The sequence below is a fragment of the Streptomyces sp. NPDC005775 genome, assembly GCF_042871565.1.
In the GTDB taxonomy this organism is placed as follows: domain Bacteria; phylum Actinomycetota; class Actinomycetes; order Streptomycetales; family Streptomycetaceae; genus Streptomyces.
Window position 1 is genome coordinate 38,362 of sequence record NZ_JBIAIU010000017.1, and the last position, 17,163, is coordinate 55,524.

15 protein-coding genes are annotated in these 17,163 nt (G+C 71.1%); 10 read left to right on the forward strand and 5 right to left on the reverse strand.

Going from position 1 to position 17,163, the window contains the following annotated elements; translation table 11 throughout:
- Positions 1–37: 37 nt before the first annotated feature.
- On the forward strand, positions 38–1,507 hold the full coding sequence (der, locus tag ACFYPA_RS31790) for a ribosome biogenesis GTPase Der (protein ID WP_359320687.1): 1,470 nt from the start codon (positions 38–40) through the stop codon (positions 1,505–1,507).
- Positions 1,508–1,639: 132 nt separating this feature from the next.
- Here der and ACFYPA_RS31795 read toward each other — a convergent pair whose 3' ends face one another.
- Together ACFYPA_RS31795 and ACFYPA_RS31800 are read right to left on the reverse strand one after the other, a co-directional pair.
- Positions 1,640–1,987, reverse strand: a complete 348-nt coding sequence (locus tag ACFYPA_RS31795) for a hypothetical protein (protein WP_359085579.1) — start codon at positions 1,985–1,987, stop codon at positions 1,640–1,642.
- A 137-nt stretch (positions 1,988–2,124) separates the two neighbouring features.
- The gene (locus tag ACFYPA_RS31800) at positions 2,125–2,907 is read right to left on the reverse strand and encodes a hypothetical protein (protein ID WP_359085578.1); all 783 of its coding nucleotides are present in this window, start codon (positions 2,905–2,907) and stop codon (positions 2,125–2,127) included.
- Between the two features lie 708 nt (positions 2,908–3,615).
- Here ACFYPA_RS31800 and ACFYPA_RS31805 point away from each other — a divergent pair.
- Positions 3,616–3,831, forward strand: a complete 216-nt coding sequence (locus ACFYPA_RS31805) for an I78 family peptidase inhibitor (protein ID WP_359085577.1) — start codon at positions 3,616–3,618, stop codon at positions 3,829–3,831.
- A gap of 106 nt (positions 3,832–3,937) precedes the next feature.
- On the opposite strand, the gene ACFYPA_RS31810 is transcribed toward ACFYPA_RS31805, so the two are convergent.
- Positions 3,938–4,963 (reverse strand): phosphatase PAP2 family protein, encoded by a 1,026-nt coding sequence (locus tag ACFYPA_RS31810; protein WP_389135812.1) that lies wholly within the window; start codon positions 4,961–4,963, stop codon positions 3,938–3,940.
- 555 nt (positions 4,964–5,518) lie between these two features.
- On the opposite strand from ACFYPA_RS31810, the gene ACFYPA_RS31815 reads away from it, so the two are divergent.
- Both ACFYPA_RS31815 and ACFYPA_RS31820 read left to right on the forward strand, forming a co-directional pair.
- Positions 5,519–7,240 (forward strand): MFS transporter, encoded by a 1,722-nt coding sequence (locus ACFYPA_RS31815; protein ID WP_359085575.1) that lies wholly within the window; start codon positions 5,519–5,521, stop codon positions 7,238–7,240.
- Positions 7,241–7,335: 95 nt separating this feature from the next.
- A complete protein-coding gene (locus ACFYPA_RS31820; RefSeq protein ID WP_359085574.1) occupies positions 7,336–8,547 on the forward strand; it encodes an acyl-CoA dehydrogenase family protein in 1,212 nt (403 codons plus the stop codon).
- 36 nt (positions 8,548–8,583) lie between these two features.
- On the opposite strand, the gene ACFYPA_RS31825 is transcribed toward ACFYPA_RS31820, so the two are convergent.
- On the reverse strand, positions 8,584–9,027 hold the full coding sequence (locus ACFYPA_RS31825) for a cell division protein SepF (protein ID WP_359085573.1): 444 nt from the start codon (positions 9,025–9,027) through the stop codon (positions 8,584–8,586).
- 248 nt (positions 9,028–9,275) lie between these two features.
- Here ACFYPA_RS31825 and ACFYPA_RS31830 point away from each other — a divergent pair, with 248 nt between their 5' ends.
- The 4 genes from ACFYPA_RS31830 to ACFYPA_RS31845 all read left to right on the forward strand — a co-directional run bounded on the left by ACFYPA_RS31830 (position 9,276) and on the right by ACFYPA_RS31845 (position 13,299).
- The gene (locus ACFYPA_RS31830) at positions 9,276–10,565 is read left to right on the forward strand and encodes a DUF5685 family protein (protein ID WP_359085572.1); all 1,290 of its coding nucleotides are present in this window, start codon (positions 9,276–9,278) and stop codon (positions 10,563–10,565) included.
- A gap of 63 nt (positions 10,566–10,628) precedes the next feature.
- On the forward strand, positions 10,629–11,429 hold the full coding sequence (locus ACFYPA_RS31835; protein ID WP_359085571.1) for a DUF1684 domain-containing protein: 801 nt from the start codon (positions 10,629–10,631) through the stop codon (positions 11,427–11,429).
- A 261-nt stretch (positions 11,430–11,690) separates the two neighbouring features.
- Positions 11,691–12,590, forward strand: a complete 900-nt coding sequence (locus tag ACFYPA_RS31840) for a S1 family peptidase (RefSeq protein ID WP_359085570.1) — start codon at positions 11,691–11,693, stop codon at positions 12,588–12,590.
- 229 nt (positions 12,591–12,819) lie between these two features.
- Entirely contained in the window at positions 12,820–13,299 is a 480-nt protein-coding gene (locus ACFYPA_RS31845) for a hypothetical protein (protein ID WP_359085569.1), read from the forward strand.
- 70 nt (positions 13,300–13,369) lie between these two features.
- On the opposite strand, the gene ACFYPA_RS31850 is transcribed toward ACFYPA_RS31845, so the two are convergent.
- Positions 13,370–14,296, reverse strand: coding sequence for a DUF4231 domain-containing protein (locus ACFYPA_RS31850; protein ID WP_359315846.1), 927 nt, complete (start codon positions 14,294–14,296; stop codon positions 13,370–13,372).
- 225 nt (positions 14,297–14,521) lie between these two features.
- Between ACFYPA_RS31850 and fxsA the strand changes: the two genes are divergently transcribed.
- The gene (gene fxsA / locus ACFYPA_RS31855; protein ID WP_219571751.1) at positions 14,522–14,689 is read left to right on the forward strand and encodes an FxSxx-COOH cyclophane-containing RiPP peptide; all 168 of its coding nucleotides are present in this window, start codon (positions 14,522–14,524) and stop codon (positions 14,687–14,689) included.
- A 74-nt stretch (positions 14,690–14,763) separates the two neighbouring features.
- A complete protein-coding gene (gene fxsBH, locus ACFYPA_RS31860) occupies positions 14,764–17,010 on the forward strand; it encodes a radical SAM/SPASM protein FxsBH, inactivated beta-hydroxylase extension form (protein WP_389135819.1) in 2,247 nt (748 codons plus the stop codon).
- Positions 17,011–17,163 lie beyond the last annotated feature (153 nt).

Consider the following 17,163-nt stretch of genomic DNA (forward strand, 5'->3'; position numbering starts at 1 on the left):
TGGTCCATCGATGATGATGCAAAGAGGAACGGACTTCATGAACGACCAGATTCACTCCGGCGGCTCGGACCACGAGCACGGAGCACTTGGCGATGCCGAGTACGCGGAGTTCATGGAGCTCGCCGCGCAGGAGGGGTTCGACCCCGAGGACGTCGAGGGTGCCATCGGCGCGGCCGGGCACGGCCCGCTGCCGGCGCTCGCCGTCGTCGGCCGTCCGAACGTCGGCAAGTCGACGCTGGTGAACCGGATCATCGGCCGTCGTGAGGCCGTGGTCCAGGACAAGCCCGGCGTCACGCGTGACCGCGTCAGCTACGAGGCCGAATGGGCGGGCCGCCGCTTCAAGGTCGTCGACACCGGCGGCTGGGAGCAGGACGTGCTCGGGCTGGACGCCTCCGTCGCCGCCCAGGCCGAGTACGCCATCGAGATGGCCGACGCGGTCGTCTTCGTGGTCGACTCCACGGTCGGCGCCACCGACACCGACGAGGCCGTCGTCAAGCTGTTGCGCCGGTCCGGCAAGCCGGTCGTGCTCTGCGCCAACAAGGTCGACGGGCAGAGCGGAGAGGCGGACGCCACGGCGCTCTGGTCGCTCGGCCTCGGCCAGCCGCACCCCGTCTCCTCGCTGCACGGCCGCGGCACCGGCGACATGCTGGACGCCGTGCTGGAGGCGCTCCCCGAGGCCCCGGCGCAGTCGTTCGGCACGGCGATCGGCGGCCCGCGCCGCATCGCCCTGATCGGCCGTCCGAACGTCGGCAAGTCCTCGCTGCTGAACAAGGTGGCCAACGAGGACCGTGTCGTCGTCAACGAGCTGGCCGGCACCACCCGTGACCCGGTCGACGAGCTGATCACGCTCGGCGGCATCACCTGGAAGTTCATCGACACGGCCGGTATCCGGCGCCGGGTCCACCTCCAGGAGGGCGCGGACTACTACGCCTCGCTGCGTACGGCGGCCGCCGTGGAGAAGGCCGAGGTCGCCGTGATCCTGATCGACTCCAGCGAGTCGATCAGCGTCCAGGACCAGCGCATCGTCACGATGGCCGTCGAGGCCGGGCGTGCGATCGTCGTCGCCTTCAACAAGTGGGACACGCTCGACGAGGAGCGCCGCTACTACCTGGAGCGCGAGATCGAGACGGAGCTCGCGCAGGTCGCGTGGGCCCCCCGGGTCAACGTCTCGGCCCTCACCGGCCGCCACATGGAGAAGCTGGTCCCGGCGATCGAGACCGCGCTGGAAGGCTGGGAGACCCGTGTTCCGACGGGCCGGCTGAACGCGTTCCTCGGCGAGATCGTCGCCTCCCACCCGCACCCCATCCGTGGTGGCAAGCAGCCGCGCATCCTCTTCGGCACCCAGGCGGGCACCAAGCCGCCGCGCTTCGTGCTCTTCGCCTCCGGCTTCCTGGAGCACGGCTACCGCCGGTTCGTCGAGCGCCGGCTGCGTGAGGAGTTCGGCTTCGAGGGCACGCCGATCCACATCTCGGTGCGGGTCCGCGAGAAGCGCGGCCGCAACAAGTAGCCGACCGGGTGACGCCGTCCCGTGCGTAGGACGCCGGGGCGGCGCTCCACGGGCGCGCACAGCGCCGGACACGGCAGAGCCCCGGACCGCTCGTTCGACGAGCGGTCCGGGGCTCTGCCGTGCGTCGTGCGGTCAGGCCCCCCGCGAGCCCGGCGGCAGGGCCGCGGGCCTGCCCCCTCCCGCGTGCCGTCCGACCCGCTGCCACGAGCCGAGGCCCCCGGTGTGGCCGCTGGAGCCGCTCCCGTGCGCGCCCGTGCCACCGGCGGCACTTCCCGCCCCGCCGCTCCCGGAGTGCGACGAGTGGACGCTCAGCGGGGCACGGGAGCCGAAGAACCCGGCCCCGAAGGCCGGCAGGCCCAGACTCTCCTCACCACTGCGATCACCCGGCAGCGCCCTGAACGACCTGCGGTACTCGGAGTACAGCGCGTCGTAGATCGGGGTGTGGGACGGGCCGCCCGATGGGTCCTGCGCGGGACGCATGGCAGGGATCGGGCTCGGACGCTGGTGGGAGGGGTCGTATGAGTGCACGTATGTGCCAACGACCCCGCCGTCCGTGGGATGCGGGCCCGCGGGAGAAATAGCTGTTCGCCGCCGGTGTGCGGGAGCGCCGGCCATGATCAGGTCCCCGCCAGCGGCATGGCGGCCGCGACCAGGAACCCGCCGGCCGCGGCCTTCTCCAGGGCGTCGCGCAGCAGGTCCTCGCGGGGCTGCTGGCCGATCGAACCGGCCGGGGCGGCGTAGACCAGCACGGTCTGCGACTTGTTGGCCGCGGTCCGCCAGCCCTCGGTGACCTGGAGGGGCGCGTGGGCCTGCCACCAGGCCACGGGGGCTCCGCCACCCGTGCCCGGCTGGAGCACCGCGTGCAGCTGCCCCATGGCGAGCAGGATCGACCAGCCGTGCAGCACCTCGGGGACCTGGTCCATCCGGTGGACCGGACGGAAGCCCTGCTCCAGCAGCAGCTGGAGGAACTCGTCGCCGGCGCTGCCGTCGGTGCCGGGCCGGGAGATCGCCCCGGTCGGCTCGACGACCAGGGCCGGGTGGAGTTCGTCGTCGATCAGGACGAGACCGCTGGTGATCCCGAGCACCGCCTGCTCGGGCGTCAGCCGGTCCGGGGCCTCCTGCTCGCTGCCGGTGATGCTGCGCACGGCTCCCTGCAGCTGTTCCTCGGCGACCTGGACCACCTGCGAGGGGATGCAGGTCGCGTGGGCGAAGGCGAGGACGGCGGTCTCGTCGCCGACGAACAGCACCGTGCTGGTGCGCTCCTGCTCGGAGTCGCCGGGAGTGCGGCAGGAGGTGCAGTCGTAACTGCCGGGGGCGTTGTCGCCGACGAGCAGCCGGTCGGCTTCGGCGTCGCCGATCTCGGCGCGTACGTCCTCGCTGACGTCGAGCATGCGCGGCACGGGTGGCTCCTCGGACTCGGTACGTGCGCCGGGCGGTTCCCGGCTCATGAAGAAGACAACGGATGAGCCGCTGCCGGGGTCACGCGGGAAGGGGAACGGAATCGAACCGCGCGGCAGGGTCGGCTCGAAGATGACTGGACAAAACCGGGCAAACGGAAGCGTGTACCACACACGCGAGCCATCCGGCGGGGCGCCGTGGGGGCGACGCGGGTCGGGCCTGACGAGAGGGGGCGGGGGTGTGCTCGGCGGCCGCGATCGGGCACGCGCGTCGACTGTCCGCCTCGCCGGGCGGGGGTCGTAATGCGGACGGCCCGGGCGTGCGCTATACGGGCGGAACGGGGGCGGGGTGAGGGTGGTGGTGAGATGGTGTGGATATCGTCACCTCGGGATAAGGGTGCGATAAGGAAGGATGAATTCCCGGTGGTGTGTTCATTCGCGGGTGGTCATTCCGGTGAGAAAGCGACGTCACCCGGCGGTGGTCATTGGGCTGGTTTTCCGAACTATTCCGGCTCGCTTCGGCGATCGTTTCCCGGCCTGTGTGATTACTGTGTGTCCTATGCCGAGTCATACGTCCGAACGAATGACTCGGGAGAGAACACGTGTAGTGATCCTGTGACACAAGTGTGACCGGCGAGGTACGTGAGGATGCCGTGCGGCGGGGACCGCCCCGGCTTCCGCAGGGGGCGGGAGCCGCCTACGGTGAGAGGCATGGCACCCGTACCGACTCCTCCCGCCCAGCCCGACGACACCCCCGGGACCTACGTCGGCCTCGCCGCCGAGTCCGCCGAACGGCGGGCCCGGGAGCGCGGCTGGGCCACGGTCAGAGCCCTGCCGCCGGGCACCGTCATCACCATGGAGTTCCAGAGCGGCCGGATCAACTTCGAGGTCGAGGCAGGCGTCGTCAGGCGCTGCTGGACCGGCTGAGGACCGCCCGGCCCCTGCCCCCGCATGACGGAAGGCCCCGACTCCGGTCGGGGCCTTCCGTCATGCGGGCGGGCGGCCGGGTGCGCAGTCCCCGGGCCCGGCGGGGTCAGCCGCCGGCCACCGGCCGGGCCGGGGCGGTGCCCCCGCGCGGTGTGCGGTCCGCGTGCGGCGGGCGGCGGCTGCCGGCCGGCGCGATCGGGGGCCGCTCGGGGCGCGCGGGATGGCCCGGGTGTGCGGGTGGCGCGGTGTGCGCCCGGGGGCGGCTGCCGGTGGCCGTGGCCACCGCCGTCGGCCCACCGGTGCCGGCGGGCTCGCGGGCAGGGCCCTGTGCCGCGGCCCCGGTGGCGACCGGGGCGGCCGGCACGGGGCGGGGGATGACGGGCTCCGGTGCCGCGGTCCTGCCGCGCGCGCTCAGCCACTCGCGGGCAGCGAAGATCCAGTTCTCGGCCCGGGTGATCAGCGGTTCCACCCAGGGCAGGCCCAGGAGGATCAGCAGACCCGCCGCCCAGCCGAGCACCACGTCGCTGAGCCAGTGCGTTCCGAGGTAGACCGTCGTCAGGCCGACCCCGAGGGAGACGAGCGCGGACATGGCCGACAGATAGCGCCTGGCGCGCGGAGTGGCGGCCAGGTAGGCGAGGATTCCCCAGGTCACGACGGCGTTGGCGGTGTGGCCCGAGGGAAATATATCGCCGCCGGCGAAGAGCTCCGCCGATCCGATCTGCGTCGCGTAGTGCGGGCCGAGCCGGCCGAGACCGATCTTGACCGCGCCCACCGTCACGTTGAGCAGCAGGAGCGAGGCGCCCAGCGTCAGCAGGGGCCGCAGGGTGTGCTGCCGCCAGGAGCGCCAGCCCAGCCAGCAGGCGACCATGACCGCCGTCGGCCCGCGCTGGCCGAGGACCACGTAGTAGTCGAGGAAGGCGTGGATGCCGGGCCACTGCTGGTAAGGCCGGAAGAGCATGACCTTCCAGTCCAGGGTCACCAGCCAGGACGACACGAGCACGGCGATGACGATGGCCAGATAGAACGCCAACGTTCCGCCGAAGAGCGCGATGCGGTGACGGCTCATCCGCGGTGTCTCTATCTTCGGCGGTTCCGGCTCCCGGTCCAGACGGGCAAAGATGTCGGTACGCACCCAATCGACGTTACAGCGAGTGAGTGGGTGGCCCGGTCGATCCGGGCGCTTCGTGATGACGATGTGATGTGGACTATGTCTCAGTCCGAGCTGATTTTCGGAGTTTCCGAGAACCCTGGATTCCTTTCGTTCCCTTTCTTCGGCGGGCTTTCCGTAACTGCATTCGGTAATTTATGCGAAAGGTGTACCCGACGGCGAAGGGAATGCGCCCCCGGCTCCCGCTGGGCCGAACGGACGGTATCGGTCCGGTTACCGGACGCCTTCGCCCGGCACCCCCGGGAGGGACCTCGCGGCCTCCGGAGCCCTCCGTCCGTGCGGCGGGCGGCCGGTTGTCGCAGGTCCGGGTGGCGTCGCGGAGGGGGGCGGGGCGCGTGGCCGCAGTGGCGTACGACACACTCGACGCCGTCGGCGGGTATGAGATGGGCCACGTGTAGCACTGCCGAACTCGCGTACGCTGACGGATCACTCGCCCGTCGATGCCGGGCCCGAGGGGCAGCGGACGCTGAATCCCCCGGGGGCCTGCCGAGCGCGAGGGACCTTTTGGGAGGTAGATGCATGTCCGGGACGACCACAGCCCGAATCCGTCTGCGAGAAGCCGCCGACGGTGCCAATCGATGGGTCGTCCTGGTCGTCCTCTGCCTCAGTCTGCTGCTCGTGGCGCTCGACGCGACCGTGCTGCACGTCGCCGTCCCCGCCGTCACCGAGGACCTGCGGCCCAGCGCCGTCGGTCTCCTGTGGATCGTGGACGTCTACCCGCTGGTCTGCGCGTCCCTGCTGATCCTCTTCGGGACACTCGGTGACCGGGTCGGCCGCCGGCGCGTCCTGCTGCTCGGCTACGCGCTCTTCGGGGTCGCCTCCGCCGTCGCCGCCATGGCCGACAGCGCGGGCGTGCTCATAGCGGCCCGTGCCCTGCTCGGCGTCGGCGGCGCGATGATCATGCCGGCGACCCTGTCGATTCTCCGGCAGGTCTTTCCCGACCGCCGTGAGCGGGCCGTGGCCATCGGTGTCTGGTCCGCCGTGGCCGCCGTCGGCGCCGCCACCGGCCCGGTCATCGGCGGCTTCCTCGTCGAGCACTTCTGGTGGGGCTCGGTCTTCCTGATCAACATCCCGCTGATGGCCCTGATCCTGCCGGTCGGCCGGCTGCTGCTCCCGGAGTCCCGAGGCAGCGCCGACGGGCCCTGGGACGTGTTCGGTGCGCTGATGGCCGCCGCCGGTGTCCTCGGTGTGGTTCTCGGCGTGAAACGCGCGGGCACCGGCGAGGGGCTGCTGGTCCTGGGCACGCTGGTGCCGCTGCTGGCGGGTGCCGCGCTGCTGGCCGCGTTCGTCCGCCGCCAGAGGCGCCGGACGCATCCGCTGATCGACATCGGGATGTTCGCCAGGCCCGCCTTCTCCACCGCGGTGGGCTGCATCGTCCTCGCCATGCTGGCCCTGGTGGGCCTGGAGCTGATAGCCGTCCAGTACCTCCAGCTGGTCCTCGGCCTCAGCCCGCTGGAGACCGGTCTGCGACTGCTGCCGCTCACCTTCGCCGCCATGGCCGCGGGGGCCACCGGCTCGTACACCCTGCGCCGGGTCGGGCCGCGCAGAATGGTCGGGTGGGGCTTCGTCCTGACGGCGGCCGCGGTCCTGATGCTGACCGCGATGGGCCAGCACGACCGGCCCGGCCTGCTGACCGTGTCCTTCGTCGTGCTCGGCTTCGGCCTGCAGTCCACGCTCTTCGGCGCGTACGAGTCCATGCTCAGCGAGGCACCGGCCGACCGGGCCGGCGGGGCCGCCGCGATAGGCGAGACCTCGTACCAGCTGGGTGCCGGGATGGGGATCGCCCTGCTCGGCAGCGTGATGAACGCCGCGTACGCCCCCGGTCTGGCCAGGCTCCCCGAAGAGGGCGTCCCCGCCTCCGCGGGCGCCGCCGCCTCGCACTCCCTCGGTGAGGCCTACCAGGTCGCCGCGCAGCTCGGCGGTCCGCTCGGAGCCGTACTACGCTCCACCGCCCGGAACGCCTTCGTCGACGGGCTGCACCTCACCCTGCTGGTCAGCGCGGGCCTGCTGCTGCTCGGGGCGCTCGCCGCGCTGAAGCTGCCCCGGGTGATGGACTGCCCGCCACTGCTCTGCGAACCGCGCAAGCCGGCGGACGACGAAGAGGCACCGGAGGCCCCGGATGCGCGGAACCCGTCGGGGGCCCGCGATCTGCCGGTCCAGGAGCGGCCCGAGGTGCTCCTCCGGGTGCCCGCGCGGCGGGCGCCTGCCGAGGCGACGGGCTCTGGACGCGCGGCACACTGAGTCGTAACGTCGGCACGGCGCCGTAACTAACACTGCTAGTTTTCGGCGCTCCCCACCGACATCGGTACCGTGCGAGCCGCCGGAGGCACCCCCTCATGTCCACCGCTCCGTCCTCGAAACTCCCGCCCTTCGACCCCCGTGACCCGATCGGCATCGACGATCTCCTGGGCGCCGAGGATCTCGCGATCCGCGACACCGTCCGGGTCTGGGCCGCCGACCGGGTCCTTCCGCACATCGCCGAGTGGTACGAGAACGGCGAGCTGCCCGGCATCCGCGAACTGGCCCGCGAGCTCGGTTCGCTCGGGGCGCTGGGCATGTCCCTGCGGGGCTACGGCTGCGCGGGCGCCACCGCCGTCCAGTACGGGCTGGCCTGTCTGGAGCTGGAGGCCGCCGACTCCGGGATCCGCTCGCTCGTCTCCGTACAGGGCTCCCTCGCCATGTACGCCATCCACCGCTTCGGCTCCGAGGAGCAGAAGCAGCGCTGGCTGCCCGGCATGGCGGCCGGCGAGATCATCGGCTGCTTCGGGCTCACCGAACCGGACCACGGCTCCGATCCCGCGGGCATGCGGACGTACGCCAAACGCGACGGCGAGGACTGGGTCCTCAGTGGCCGCAAGATGTGGATCACCAACGGTTCGGTCGCCGGGGTCGCCGTGGTCTGGGCGCAGACCGACGAGGGCACCGCGGGCAGCGGCATCCGCGGATTCGTGGTGCCCACCGACGCCCCCGGCTTCTCCGCGCCGGAGATCAGGCACAAGTGGTCCCTGCGCGCCTCGGTCACCAGCGAGCTGATCCTGGACGAGGTGCGGCTGCCGGCCGACGCCGTGCTGCCGGAGGTCACGGGACTGCGCGGCCCGCTCAGCTGCCTCAGCCATGCCCGCTACGGCATCGTCTGGGGAGCGATGGGCGCCGCCCGGTCCAGCTTCGAGGCGGCCGTCGACTACGCGAGGACGCGTGAGCAGTTCGGGAAGCCGATCGGCGGCTTCCAGCTCACCCAGGCCAAGCTCGCCGACATGGCCGTCGAACTGCACAAGGGCATCCTGCTCGCCCACCACCTCGGCCGTCGGATGGACGCGGGCAGGCTCCGTCCGGAGCAGGTCAGTTTCGGAAAGCTGAACAACGTGCGGGAGGCCATCGAGATCTGCCGCACCTCGCGCACGATCCTCGGCGCGAACGGGATCTCCCTGGAGTACCCGGTGATGCGTCACGCGACGAATCTGGAGTCGGTGCTCACCTACGAGGGAACCGTGGAGATGCACCAGCTGGTGCTGGGCAAGGCGCTCACCGGCCTGGACGCGTTCCGGTAGACCCGGGACCGCGACCAAACCGCCGTGAGCCCCCGCTCAGCTCTGGTTGAAGAAGCCGTCGGCCGGCCGGCCGGCGGCTTCGCCGTTGACGACCTGGGTGTTGGCGGGGGTCAGCAGGAAGACCCGGGTGGCCACGCGGTCGATCGACCCGCGCAGCCCGAAGATCAGTCCTGCGGCGAAGTCCACCACGCGCTTGGCGTCGGCGGAGTCCATGGACGTGAGATTCATGATCACCGGGACGCCGTCCCGGAAGAGCTCGCCGATGCTCCGGGCGTCCCGGAAGCTGTCCGGGGTCACCGTGGCGATCCGGCGGCCCGTCTCCTCGGCCGCCTCCGAGACCACCCGCACCCGCGGATCGGTCACCCAGGCCTGACCCGTCCCGGTCCGTGCACCTTCGGCGTACTCGTCGTCGTCGTAGTACCGCTCGTCGTTGTCCTCTACGAGGCCCAGCCAGGCACTCGCCTTGCGCACCGATCCCATGGACGCCTCCTCTCACCGCGGTTCCTTGGTGTTCCGCATGTCTTTCGTATCCCTATCGTCGTCCATCATGCGGATCGTGCGCCAAGGGGATACGCGGCGCGCAGGGCTTTCGTGACGGTACTGGTGCAGAAGATGTGGCGATTCGTCAAGGTTCCTCCTGCATAAGGGGCCTGACGGTAGGAAAATATGGCCTTCCGGTCCGTATGGGTGACATGGGGGGCGTACGGGTGAACGGGTCACTCGATACGATGCACGTCGCGCAGGCGCCCGAGCGCCCCGCACAACTGAACGACTACCGGGGGATGGCCGTGTTCGGAATCGTGAGGCCCTGCACTCACCGCCTGTCGGAGGGGCTCAAGGCCGAGTGGATGGCTCATCTCTGCGGGCTCTGTCTGGCACTTCGCTCCGATCACGGACAGTTCGCCCGTATCGTCACGAACTATGACGGTCTGATCGTCTCGGTCCTGACGGAGGCTCAGACCGAGCGCACCCCGGCGCAGCGGCGCACCGCCGGCCCCTGCCCGCTCCGCGCCATGCGCACCGCCCCGGTCGCGCGCGGTGAGGGCGCCAGGCTCGCGGCCGCCGTCTCGCTGGTGCTGGCCTCCGCCAAGGTGCGCGACCACGTGGCCGACCGGGACGGCCTGTTGGCGCGTCGCCCGGTGGCCGCGGCCGCGCGCAGGGTGGCCGCGGGCTGGGACCGGGCCGGGGCCCGCACCGGCGCACAGCTCGGCTTCGACACCGCGTTGCTCGTCGACGCCGTCGACCGGCAGACCGGCATCGAGTTGCTCGCGGGGCCCGGCACCCCGCTGCTGACGGTCACCGAGCCCACCGAGACCGCCACCGCCGCCGCCTTCGCGCACACCGCCGTGCTCGCGGGCAAGCCGCGGAACGCCGAGCCGCTCGCGGAGGCCGGGAGGCTCTTCGGGCGTCTCGCACATCTGCTGGATGCCGTGGAGGACCAGGAAGCTGACGCGGCGTCGGGTGCCTGGAACCCGCTCACGGCGACCGGAACCTCGCGCGCCGAGGCCCGTCGGCTGTGCGACGACGCGCTGCGGGGCGTGCGGCTGGCGCTGCGTGACGCGGAATTCGCCGACGACAAGCTCGCCCATGTGCTCCTGGCGCACGAACTGCGGCGCTCGGTTGACCGGGCGTTCGCCACGGACGTCTGCTCCCATCAGGGAGGCGGGCTCCTGACCGAAGCCGGCCACCCGTCAGGAGGGCGCCCCGCGGGGTCGTTCGGGCCGCCCCCGGGCAATCCGTACGCGCCCACGGGCCCGTCCGGCCCCTTCGGTCCGCCGCCGCCCGAGCCCCCGCGCGACCGGCGGGGGCTCATCGTGGGGTGTCTCGTGTGGGCGGGGCTCGCCTGCACCTGCCAGATGTGCTGCGGCACCTTCGACGACCCGTGGAGCCATCAGCGGCGCGAAGGACTGTGCAGCAAATGCGACTGCGGCGACTGCTGCGACGCCTGCGACTGCTGCAGCAACTGCGGGGACTGCTGTGACGGCTGCGACTGCTGCGGGTGCGACTGCAGCTGCTGACCCGGTGGCGGGTCGCGGCTTCGGTCAAGGGGCGGTCCGAGCCGGTGTGGAAGGGTTGACCGCATGAGCACGGACGCGCAGCAACAGGCAGTACGGGACTGGAACCACTGGCACCAGGAGCGGACCGCCACGGTCGCCGCTCCGTACGGGCCGCTCTCCCTCACCGGCACCCACTGGCTCTCCGATCACCCGGAAGGTCGAATTCCGGCCGTCCCGGGCCACTGGCGGGAGGACGGCGACGAGGTGGTGCTCACCGCCGGCCCCGAGGACGGGCTGAGCGTCGACGGGAAGCCGTTCACCGGCCAGGTCGGGCTCGGCGCCGACCGCGGCCCGATCGAAGGTTCCCGGGTGGCGCACGGTGAGCGCAGGCTCGTCATGCTCAGTCGCGAAGGCCTGTGGGCGGTCAGGGACTTCGACCCGGACTCCGCTGCGCGCCGGGCCTTCCGCGCCATCGAGGCCACACCGTACGATCCGCGCTGGGCGGTGCCGGGCCGCTTCCGTCCGTACGACACCTCCCGCACCGTCCGGGTCGAGAACGCCGACGGTGTCGAACGTGGGCTGGGACTCGCCGGGGAGATCGCCTTCACGCTGGACGGCACCCGGCACGCGCTCCAGGTCGCCGTGGAGAGCGACGGCTCGCTCTGGGCGGTCTTCGCCGACGCCACCAGCGGGGGAACGAGCTACCGCTTCCGGTTCCTGCGGCCCGCGGCCCCGGCACAGGACGGCTCGGTGACGGTCGACCTCAACCGCGCGCTGCTGCCGCCCTGCGCATTCGCGGACCACTTCATCTGCCCCTTCCCGCCGCCGGGCAACACCCTGCCCGTCGCCGTCGAGGCCGGGGAGCGGCGCAGGATCGACGGCTGAACCAGCACCTCAACCGGCCGCTTCCGGCCCCGGCGGACGTCGTCCGCCGGGGCCGGACACATGGGTGGGGGAGTGGGCAGCCACGCAAGCTCAGGCCAAAAGGCGCCCTTGCGCCGGAAGTTGACGCCTTGAATACTCCCGAGCAGCGCTTGTCAGGGGCACGGCATGTTCGATTTTCGGACGGGCCCGCCGCACCCTGACTGCGCCTCACGGGCCCGACCACCCCACAGGCGGGCCCCCGACCTCCTCGGGAGGAAACAAGTGAGGATCAAGCGCACCACCCCCCTCAGCACTGCCGCGAGACGCAGCAGGGCCATCGGAATAGCCGCAGGTCTCGTGGCGGTCGCCGCACTGACCGTCCCCAGCGCCCAGGCCAGCTCCACCGGAACGTACAGCGCGAACCAGCTCTCCGCCGCGAGCGAGGCCGTCCTCGGTGCCGACGTGGCCGGGACGGCATGGAACGTCGACCCCGTCACGAAGAAGGTCGTGGTCACGGCCGACAGCACGGTCTCCGCCGCGGAGATCCAGCAGATCAAGGACTCGGCGGGCGTCAACGCGGGCGCCCTGCGCATCGAGCGCACCTCCGGGAAGTTCAGCAAGCTGCTCTCCGGGGGTGACGCCATCTACGCACCGGGCTGGCGCTGCTCCCTCGGGTTCAACGTCCGCAGCGGCAGTACGTACTACTTCCTGACCGCCGGTCACTGCACCGACGGCAACCCGCCCTGGTACACCAACTCCTCCAACTCCACCTACATCGGCCCGACGGTCGGCTCCAGCTTCCCGACCAACGACTACGGTCTGGTCCGGTACGACAATGCCTCCGTCGCCCACGCCGGCACCGTCGGCAGCGTCGACATCACCAGCGCGGCCAACGCCACGGTCGGGATGTCCGTCACCCGCCGGGGCTCCACCACCGGCATCCACAGCGGCACCGTCTCCGCACTCAACGCCACGGTCAACTATGGCGGCGGCGACATCGTCTACGGCATGATCAAGACGAACGTGTGCGCGGAGGGGGGCGACTCCGGCGGTCCGCTCTACTCCGGCTCCAGGGCGATCGGACTCACCTCGGGCGGCAGCGGCAACTGCAGTTCCGGTGGGACGACCTTCTTCCAGCCGGTCACCGAGGCACTCAGCGCGTACGGCGTCAGCATCTACTGACACGCCGGGTGGCCGGTTCTGTCCCCCGGAACCGGCCCGTCCCTCGAAAGCGCAAGTCGAACACGCCGAGCCCCCGCCCGAATTGTGGGCGGGGGCTCCCGCTGACCCCGCGGCTTTTGAGAGCATGTGACACAGGACGTCACGCAGGAGCAACGGGGGCGGATGCTGCGCCTCCCGGAGGGATGCCCTCCGGGAACCCCCGGCAGACACCCCAGGGGGTTCCAGGTCCGTGAAACGCATCGGAGTGACCGGTCACCGCAGCATTCCGCAGGAAGCCCACGACCACGTGCTGGCGTCGATGCGCGCGGCGTTCCACGGGTGCGACGGCTCGGTGGAGGCGCTCTCCAGCCTGGCCGTCGGGGCGGACCAGCTCTTCGCCGACCTCGCCCTCGCCCACGGCGCCCAGCTGACCGTGGTCATCCCCAGCGGCGACTACGAGGACTGTTTCGCCGACGGGGACGAACTCGCCCGCTACCGGGCACTCAAGGCCCGCGCCGTGCGCGAGGTCAGGCTGGACTACCCGCACTCCACCGACGAGGCGTACTACGCCGCCGGCGCGTACATCGCCGACCACTGCGACCGGCTGATCGCCGTGTGGGACGGCCGCCCCGCCCGCGGCCTGGGCGGCACGGGGGACATCGTGACGTACGCCCGGGGCCTGGGCCGCCCCGTCACGGTGATCTGGCGCGACGGGGTCGAACGGAGCTGACCGGCCGTCACGGGCGACGGCCGGCCGTGTGGTCCGACGGCCCGCCCCCGCGGGCCGGCCGCCGGGGCCGTCACATCTGGTGCCGGGCGAGCCAGTCGGTGTGCTGGGGGGAGACGATGCGCTCGGTCTCGAACACCGCACGCGGCCACTGGCGCTCGTTCAGCGTCGTCTCCATCGCTATCTGCATGGACTCCAGGTCCTTCTCCACGAGGGAGTGGGCCGAGATCAGCGGATGGTGGCGGCGCATCTCGGCCCAGGCGAGGCAGGCCGCGGCCGCGGCGGAAAGGGTTCCGGTCAGCGCGAAGGACTGGCCGGCCGAGAAGGCCCTGAACAGGGCGAGGAGCAGAGCGAGCGCCGTCAGCGCGGCGATGGTGGTCGACCAGACCAGGGTGGCCCGCCGGGACACCTCCTGGCGTCTGCGATACCAGCTGCGCTGTTCGATCAGCCGGTCACGTACATAGGTTTCCTTGCGGACGGTGAATGCCTTCTCCCGTAATGCGCGCATGGAATCGGTGATGAGCCCGCCGGAATCGGCCGTCCGGTCCCGGGGGTCGGCCCAGCCCACCTTGCGGAGCTCCTGGAGCCCTTCTTCGAGCCGGTTGGCGAACACCGCTTCGGGGTGCTGTGTGCCGGTATCGAAAGGTGAGCCATGCACCGAGTAACGCCAGCACATCGATTTGATGAACTCCGCCGCCGAGCGATTGAGTTGCCAATGCGACTTTGCTTTCCGCCGGGAGGTGAGGTAGGTGGTGACCAGGACGCCGAGGTAGGCCAACACTGCCGCGAAGTCGGTGAGTTGGAGCGTCCCGGCAACCTCCGCGCGCCAGGGCAGCGCGGCCGGTACGGTGCCCCCGACCAGCAGGATGAGCTGCCACCGCGTGGTATTCACCGACTCCCGCTGACGGGCGATCGCAATGGCGTCCGTGTGGTGAAAGAGCTCCGGCAGATCAGCGTTCCTGAAGACCATGCTCTGCAGTGGTCCGGGAATCGCCGTCATGTTCACTCCCGTCTGCGGTTATGTCGTCACCCTGATGGCGGAATCTGTCGTTCCGATCGATCGGGGCAGGTCCCGTGTGACGCTCGTGTTCCAAGTGGGCGTCCTCAGTTGCCAACCGAGGCCATGAGAGTAAAGTCGTGCCGCCGGACACTGCAATGGTGCAGGTACCAACGCTGGTTTCCTGTCCGGAACCATTCCATCGGAACGAACCCCTCAAGGACGGCCGTGAAGACCACTGAATCCTCCCTCTCCTTCGCCGTTGCGAAGAAGAGCCGTGTGCCGCTCGCCGCGATCGACGCGCGTGGTGGCGAAGCAGCCAGGAAGCTCGGTCGGGTGCATGTAGCCTCCGCCGGTCGCCCCAGCCAGGCATCCACCTTCAACTCCTCCCTCTGATCCCCTCCAACGGATCACTCCGCCGGGACGGCCGGTCTGCCGGAACACCCTTCCGTGCTGGCTAGACTGGTGGAATGACAGGACCCCTGGTCCCTTTCCGTGAAGTAGTCCTCAAGGTTCACAGCAGGTGCGATCTTGCCTGTGACCATTGCTATGTCTACGAACATGCCGATCAGAGCTGGCGAACCCGTCCGAAAACAATCTCTGACGAAGTCATTTTCCGGACTGCTCAGCGGCTGGCTGAGCATGCCAAGACACACGCACTGCCCTCCGTGTCAGTAATCCTGCACGGAGGGGAGCCTCTGCTGGCGGGCCCCGCCCGGCTGCGGCGCATCTGCGAAGAGCTGACCTCCGCCTTCGACGGCATCGCCGCCCTCGATCTCCGGATCCACACCAACGGCCTGCAGCTCAGCCCGCGCTATCTCGACCTCTTCAGCGAGTACGACGTCAAGGTGGGCATCTCCCTCGACGGCGACCGCGCGGCCAACGACCGGCACCGCCGCTTCTCCGACGGGCGCAGCAGCCACCCCCTGGTGCTCAAGGCCGTCGAGCTCCTGCGGCAGGAGCGCTACCGCCACCTCAACCTCGGCCTCCTGTGCACGGTCGACATCGAGAACGACCCGGTCGCGGTGCTCGACGCACTCACGGAGCTCGAACCGCCGCTCATCGACTTCCTGCTGCCCCACGCCACCTGGGACGACCCGCCGCCGCGGCCGGACGGATCGCCCACCGCCTACGCCGACTGGCTCCTCGCGGTCTTCGACCGCTGGCAGGAGCAGGGGCGCCCGGTGCCGGTGCGGATCTTCTCCTCGGTCGCCTCGACGCTCGACGGCGGCCCCAGCCTCACCGAGTCGCTCGGTCTCGCGCCGACCGACCTCGTCGTCGTGGAGACCGACGGCAGCCTGGAGCAGGTCGATTCGCTGAAGAGCGCCTACGAGGGCGCGGCGGACACCGGCTTCGACGTCTTCGCGCACGCCTTCGACGAGGTCGCCGCGCACCCCGGGGTGCGGGCCAGGCAGCTCGGCCTGGACGGTGTCAGTGAGACGTGCCGGCGCTGCCCCGTCGTACGGTCGTGCGGTGGAGGCCTGTACACCCATCGCTACAGTTCCGCGGGCGCCGATGAGGGCTTCGACAACCCGTCCGTGTACTGCCACGACCTCGCCGCCCTGGTGCGCGGCATCGAGGCCCGTACGCCCGCCGACGCCGTGGCTCCCGAGGTGGCCGGTCCGGCCGAACTGCTCGCGGCCCAGGAGGACCTGACCCGCACCCTGCTGGCGCGGCTGCACGCGGACCTGGACGGCGCGGGCGGGGAGCGGTGGGCGGGGGCCTGGGAGCTGGCGGCCGTCCTGGAGGGCTCGGAGGAAGGCGCCCGGGGGCTGGACGGCGTGCTCGCCCATCCGTTCACGCGCACCTGGCTGCTCGACGCGCTGGACGCCCTGCACGAGGGCCGGAGGGGGGCGGCCTCCCGCGCCGCGGACGGTCTGCGGACCCTTCTCGCCGCGGCCGCCGTGCGGGCCGGCCTCGACCTGCGGGTGCCGGCGCCCTACCGGGACGGCGCGCTCGTGCTGCCCACCCTGGGCCGGCTGACGGTCGCCGGGCCGGGGGAGCGCGGCACCGTGCTGGTGCGTGCGGCCGGGGACGGCTTCCTGGTGGGTGCCGACGCCGCTTCGGCCGAGCGTCGGATCCGGCGGGCCGACGCTGCCGAACCCGGCTGGCTGCCGGTGCGCGGGTTCGCCCTGCCGGGCGCTCCGTTCCCGGGCCACGGCTTCCTGATCGACGACCTGGACCCGTACCGGGACTGCTTCGACGCCCCCGCGGCGGCCACGCTCGGCGCGGCGGCGGCCGGCCGTCTGGGGGACGCGCTCACCGAGGCCTGGGCGCTGATCGAGGAGCGGGCTCCCGCGCACGGTGCGGGGTCGCTCGACGGTCCGCTCACCTTCACCCCGCTCACCGGCTCGGCGCCGGGGGAGCCCTCGGTGGGGCGGCACGGTTACGGCGCACTCGGCATCGGGGCGGACGAGGACGCCGGCACGCTGGCGCTCACGCTGCTGCGCGGCGTGCGGCGGGCGAGGTTCCGGGCACTTGTGGACGTCGCGGATCTTTACGCGGCGGACGGCTCCTGGGAACATCGAATGCCCTGGAAGGAAGAATTCGTTCCGTTTTCCGGGCTGCTGGCCGCTGCCTATGAACGGCTGGCGCTCGCGGCATTCGACCCCCGGTACCGGGACGGCGTTCCGCAGGCGCTCGACACGCTGGAAGGGGCCGCCGAACTCACCATCGGCGGGAAACGGCTCCTGGCTCTGATGCGAAAAGAATTCTGAATATCGCATTCCGGTTCGATGGGGAGGGTGTGCGCAGACTCGGGACAACCGGGAGGAACAGTCGCAGACCGCATTCGATCAGGAGTGTGACCGTCAGGGCCTGGGAACAGATGACTGAAAAGTGGCGTTGATTGACCGAACGTCATGGGGGTG

What these genes read in the sequence shown, in the direction of transcription:
- der (WP_359320687.1), top strand. Translation starts at nt 38, where the DNA reads ATGAACGACCAGATTCACTCCGGCGGCTCGGACCACGAGCACGGAGCA.
- ACFYPA_RS31795 (WP_359085579.1), bottom strand. Translation starts at nt 1,987, where the DNA reads ATGCGTCCCGCGCAGGACCCATCGGGCGGCCCGTCCCACACCCCGATC.
- ACFYPA_RS31805 (WP_359085577.1), top strand. Translation starts at nt 3,616, where the DNA reads ATGGCACCCGTACCGACTCCTCCCGCCCAGCCCGACGACACCCCCGGG.
- ACFYPA_RS31815 (WP_359085575.1), top strand. Translation starts at nt 5,519, where the DNA reads ATGTCCGGGACGACCACAGCCCGAATCCGTCTGCGAGAAGCCGCCGAC.
- ACFYPA_RS31820 (WP_359085574.1), top strand. Translation starts at nt 7,336, where the DNA reads ATGTCCACCGCTCCGTCCTCGAAACTCCCGCCCTTCGACCCCCGTGAC.
- ACFYPA_RS31825 (WP_359085573.1), bottom strand. Translation starts at nt 9,027, where the DNA reads ATGGGATCGGTGCGCAAGGCGAGTGCCTGGCTGGGCCTCGTAGAGGAC.
- ACFYPA_RS31830 (WP_359085572.1), top strand. Translation starts at nt 9,276, where the DNA reads ATGCACGTCGCGCAGGCGCCCGAGCGCCCCGCACAACTGAACGACTAC.
- ACFYPA_RS31835 (WP_359085571.1), top strand. Translation starts at nt 10,629, where the DNA reads ATGAGCACGGACGCGCAGCAACAGGCAGTACGGGACTGGAACCACTGG.
- ACFYPA_RS31850 (WP_359315846.1), bottom strand. Translation starts at nt 14,296, where the DNA reads ATGACGGCGATTCCCGGACCACTGCAGAGCATGGTCTTCAGGAACGCT.
- fxsBH (WP_389135819.1), top strand. Translation starts at nt 14,764, where the DNA reads ATGACAGGACCCCTGGTCCCTTTCCGTGAAGTAGTCCTCAAGGTTCAC.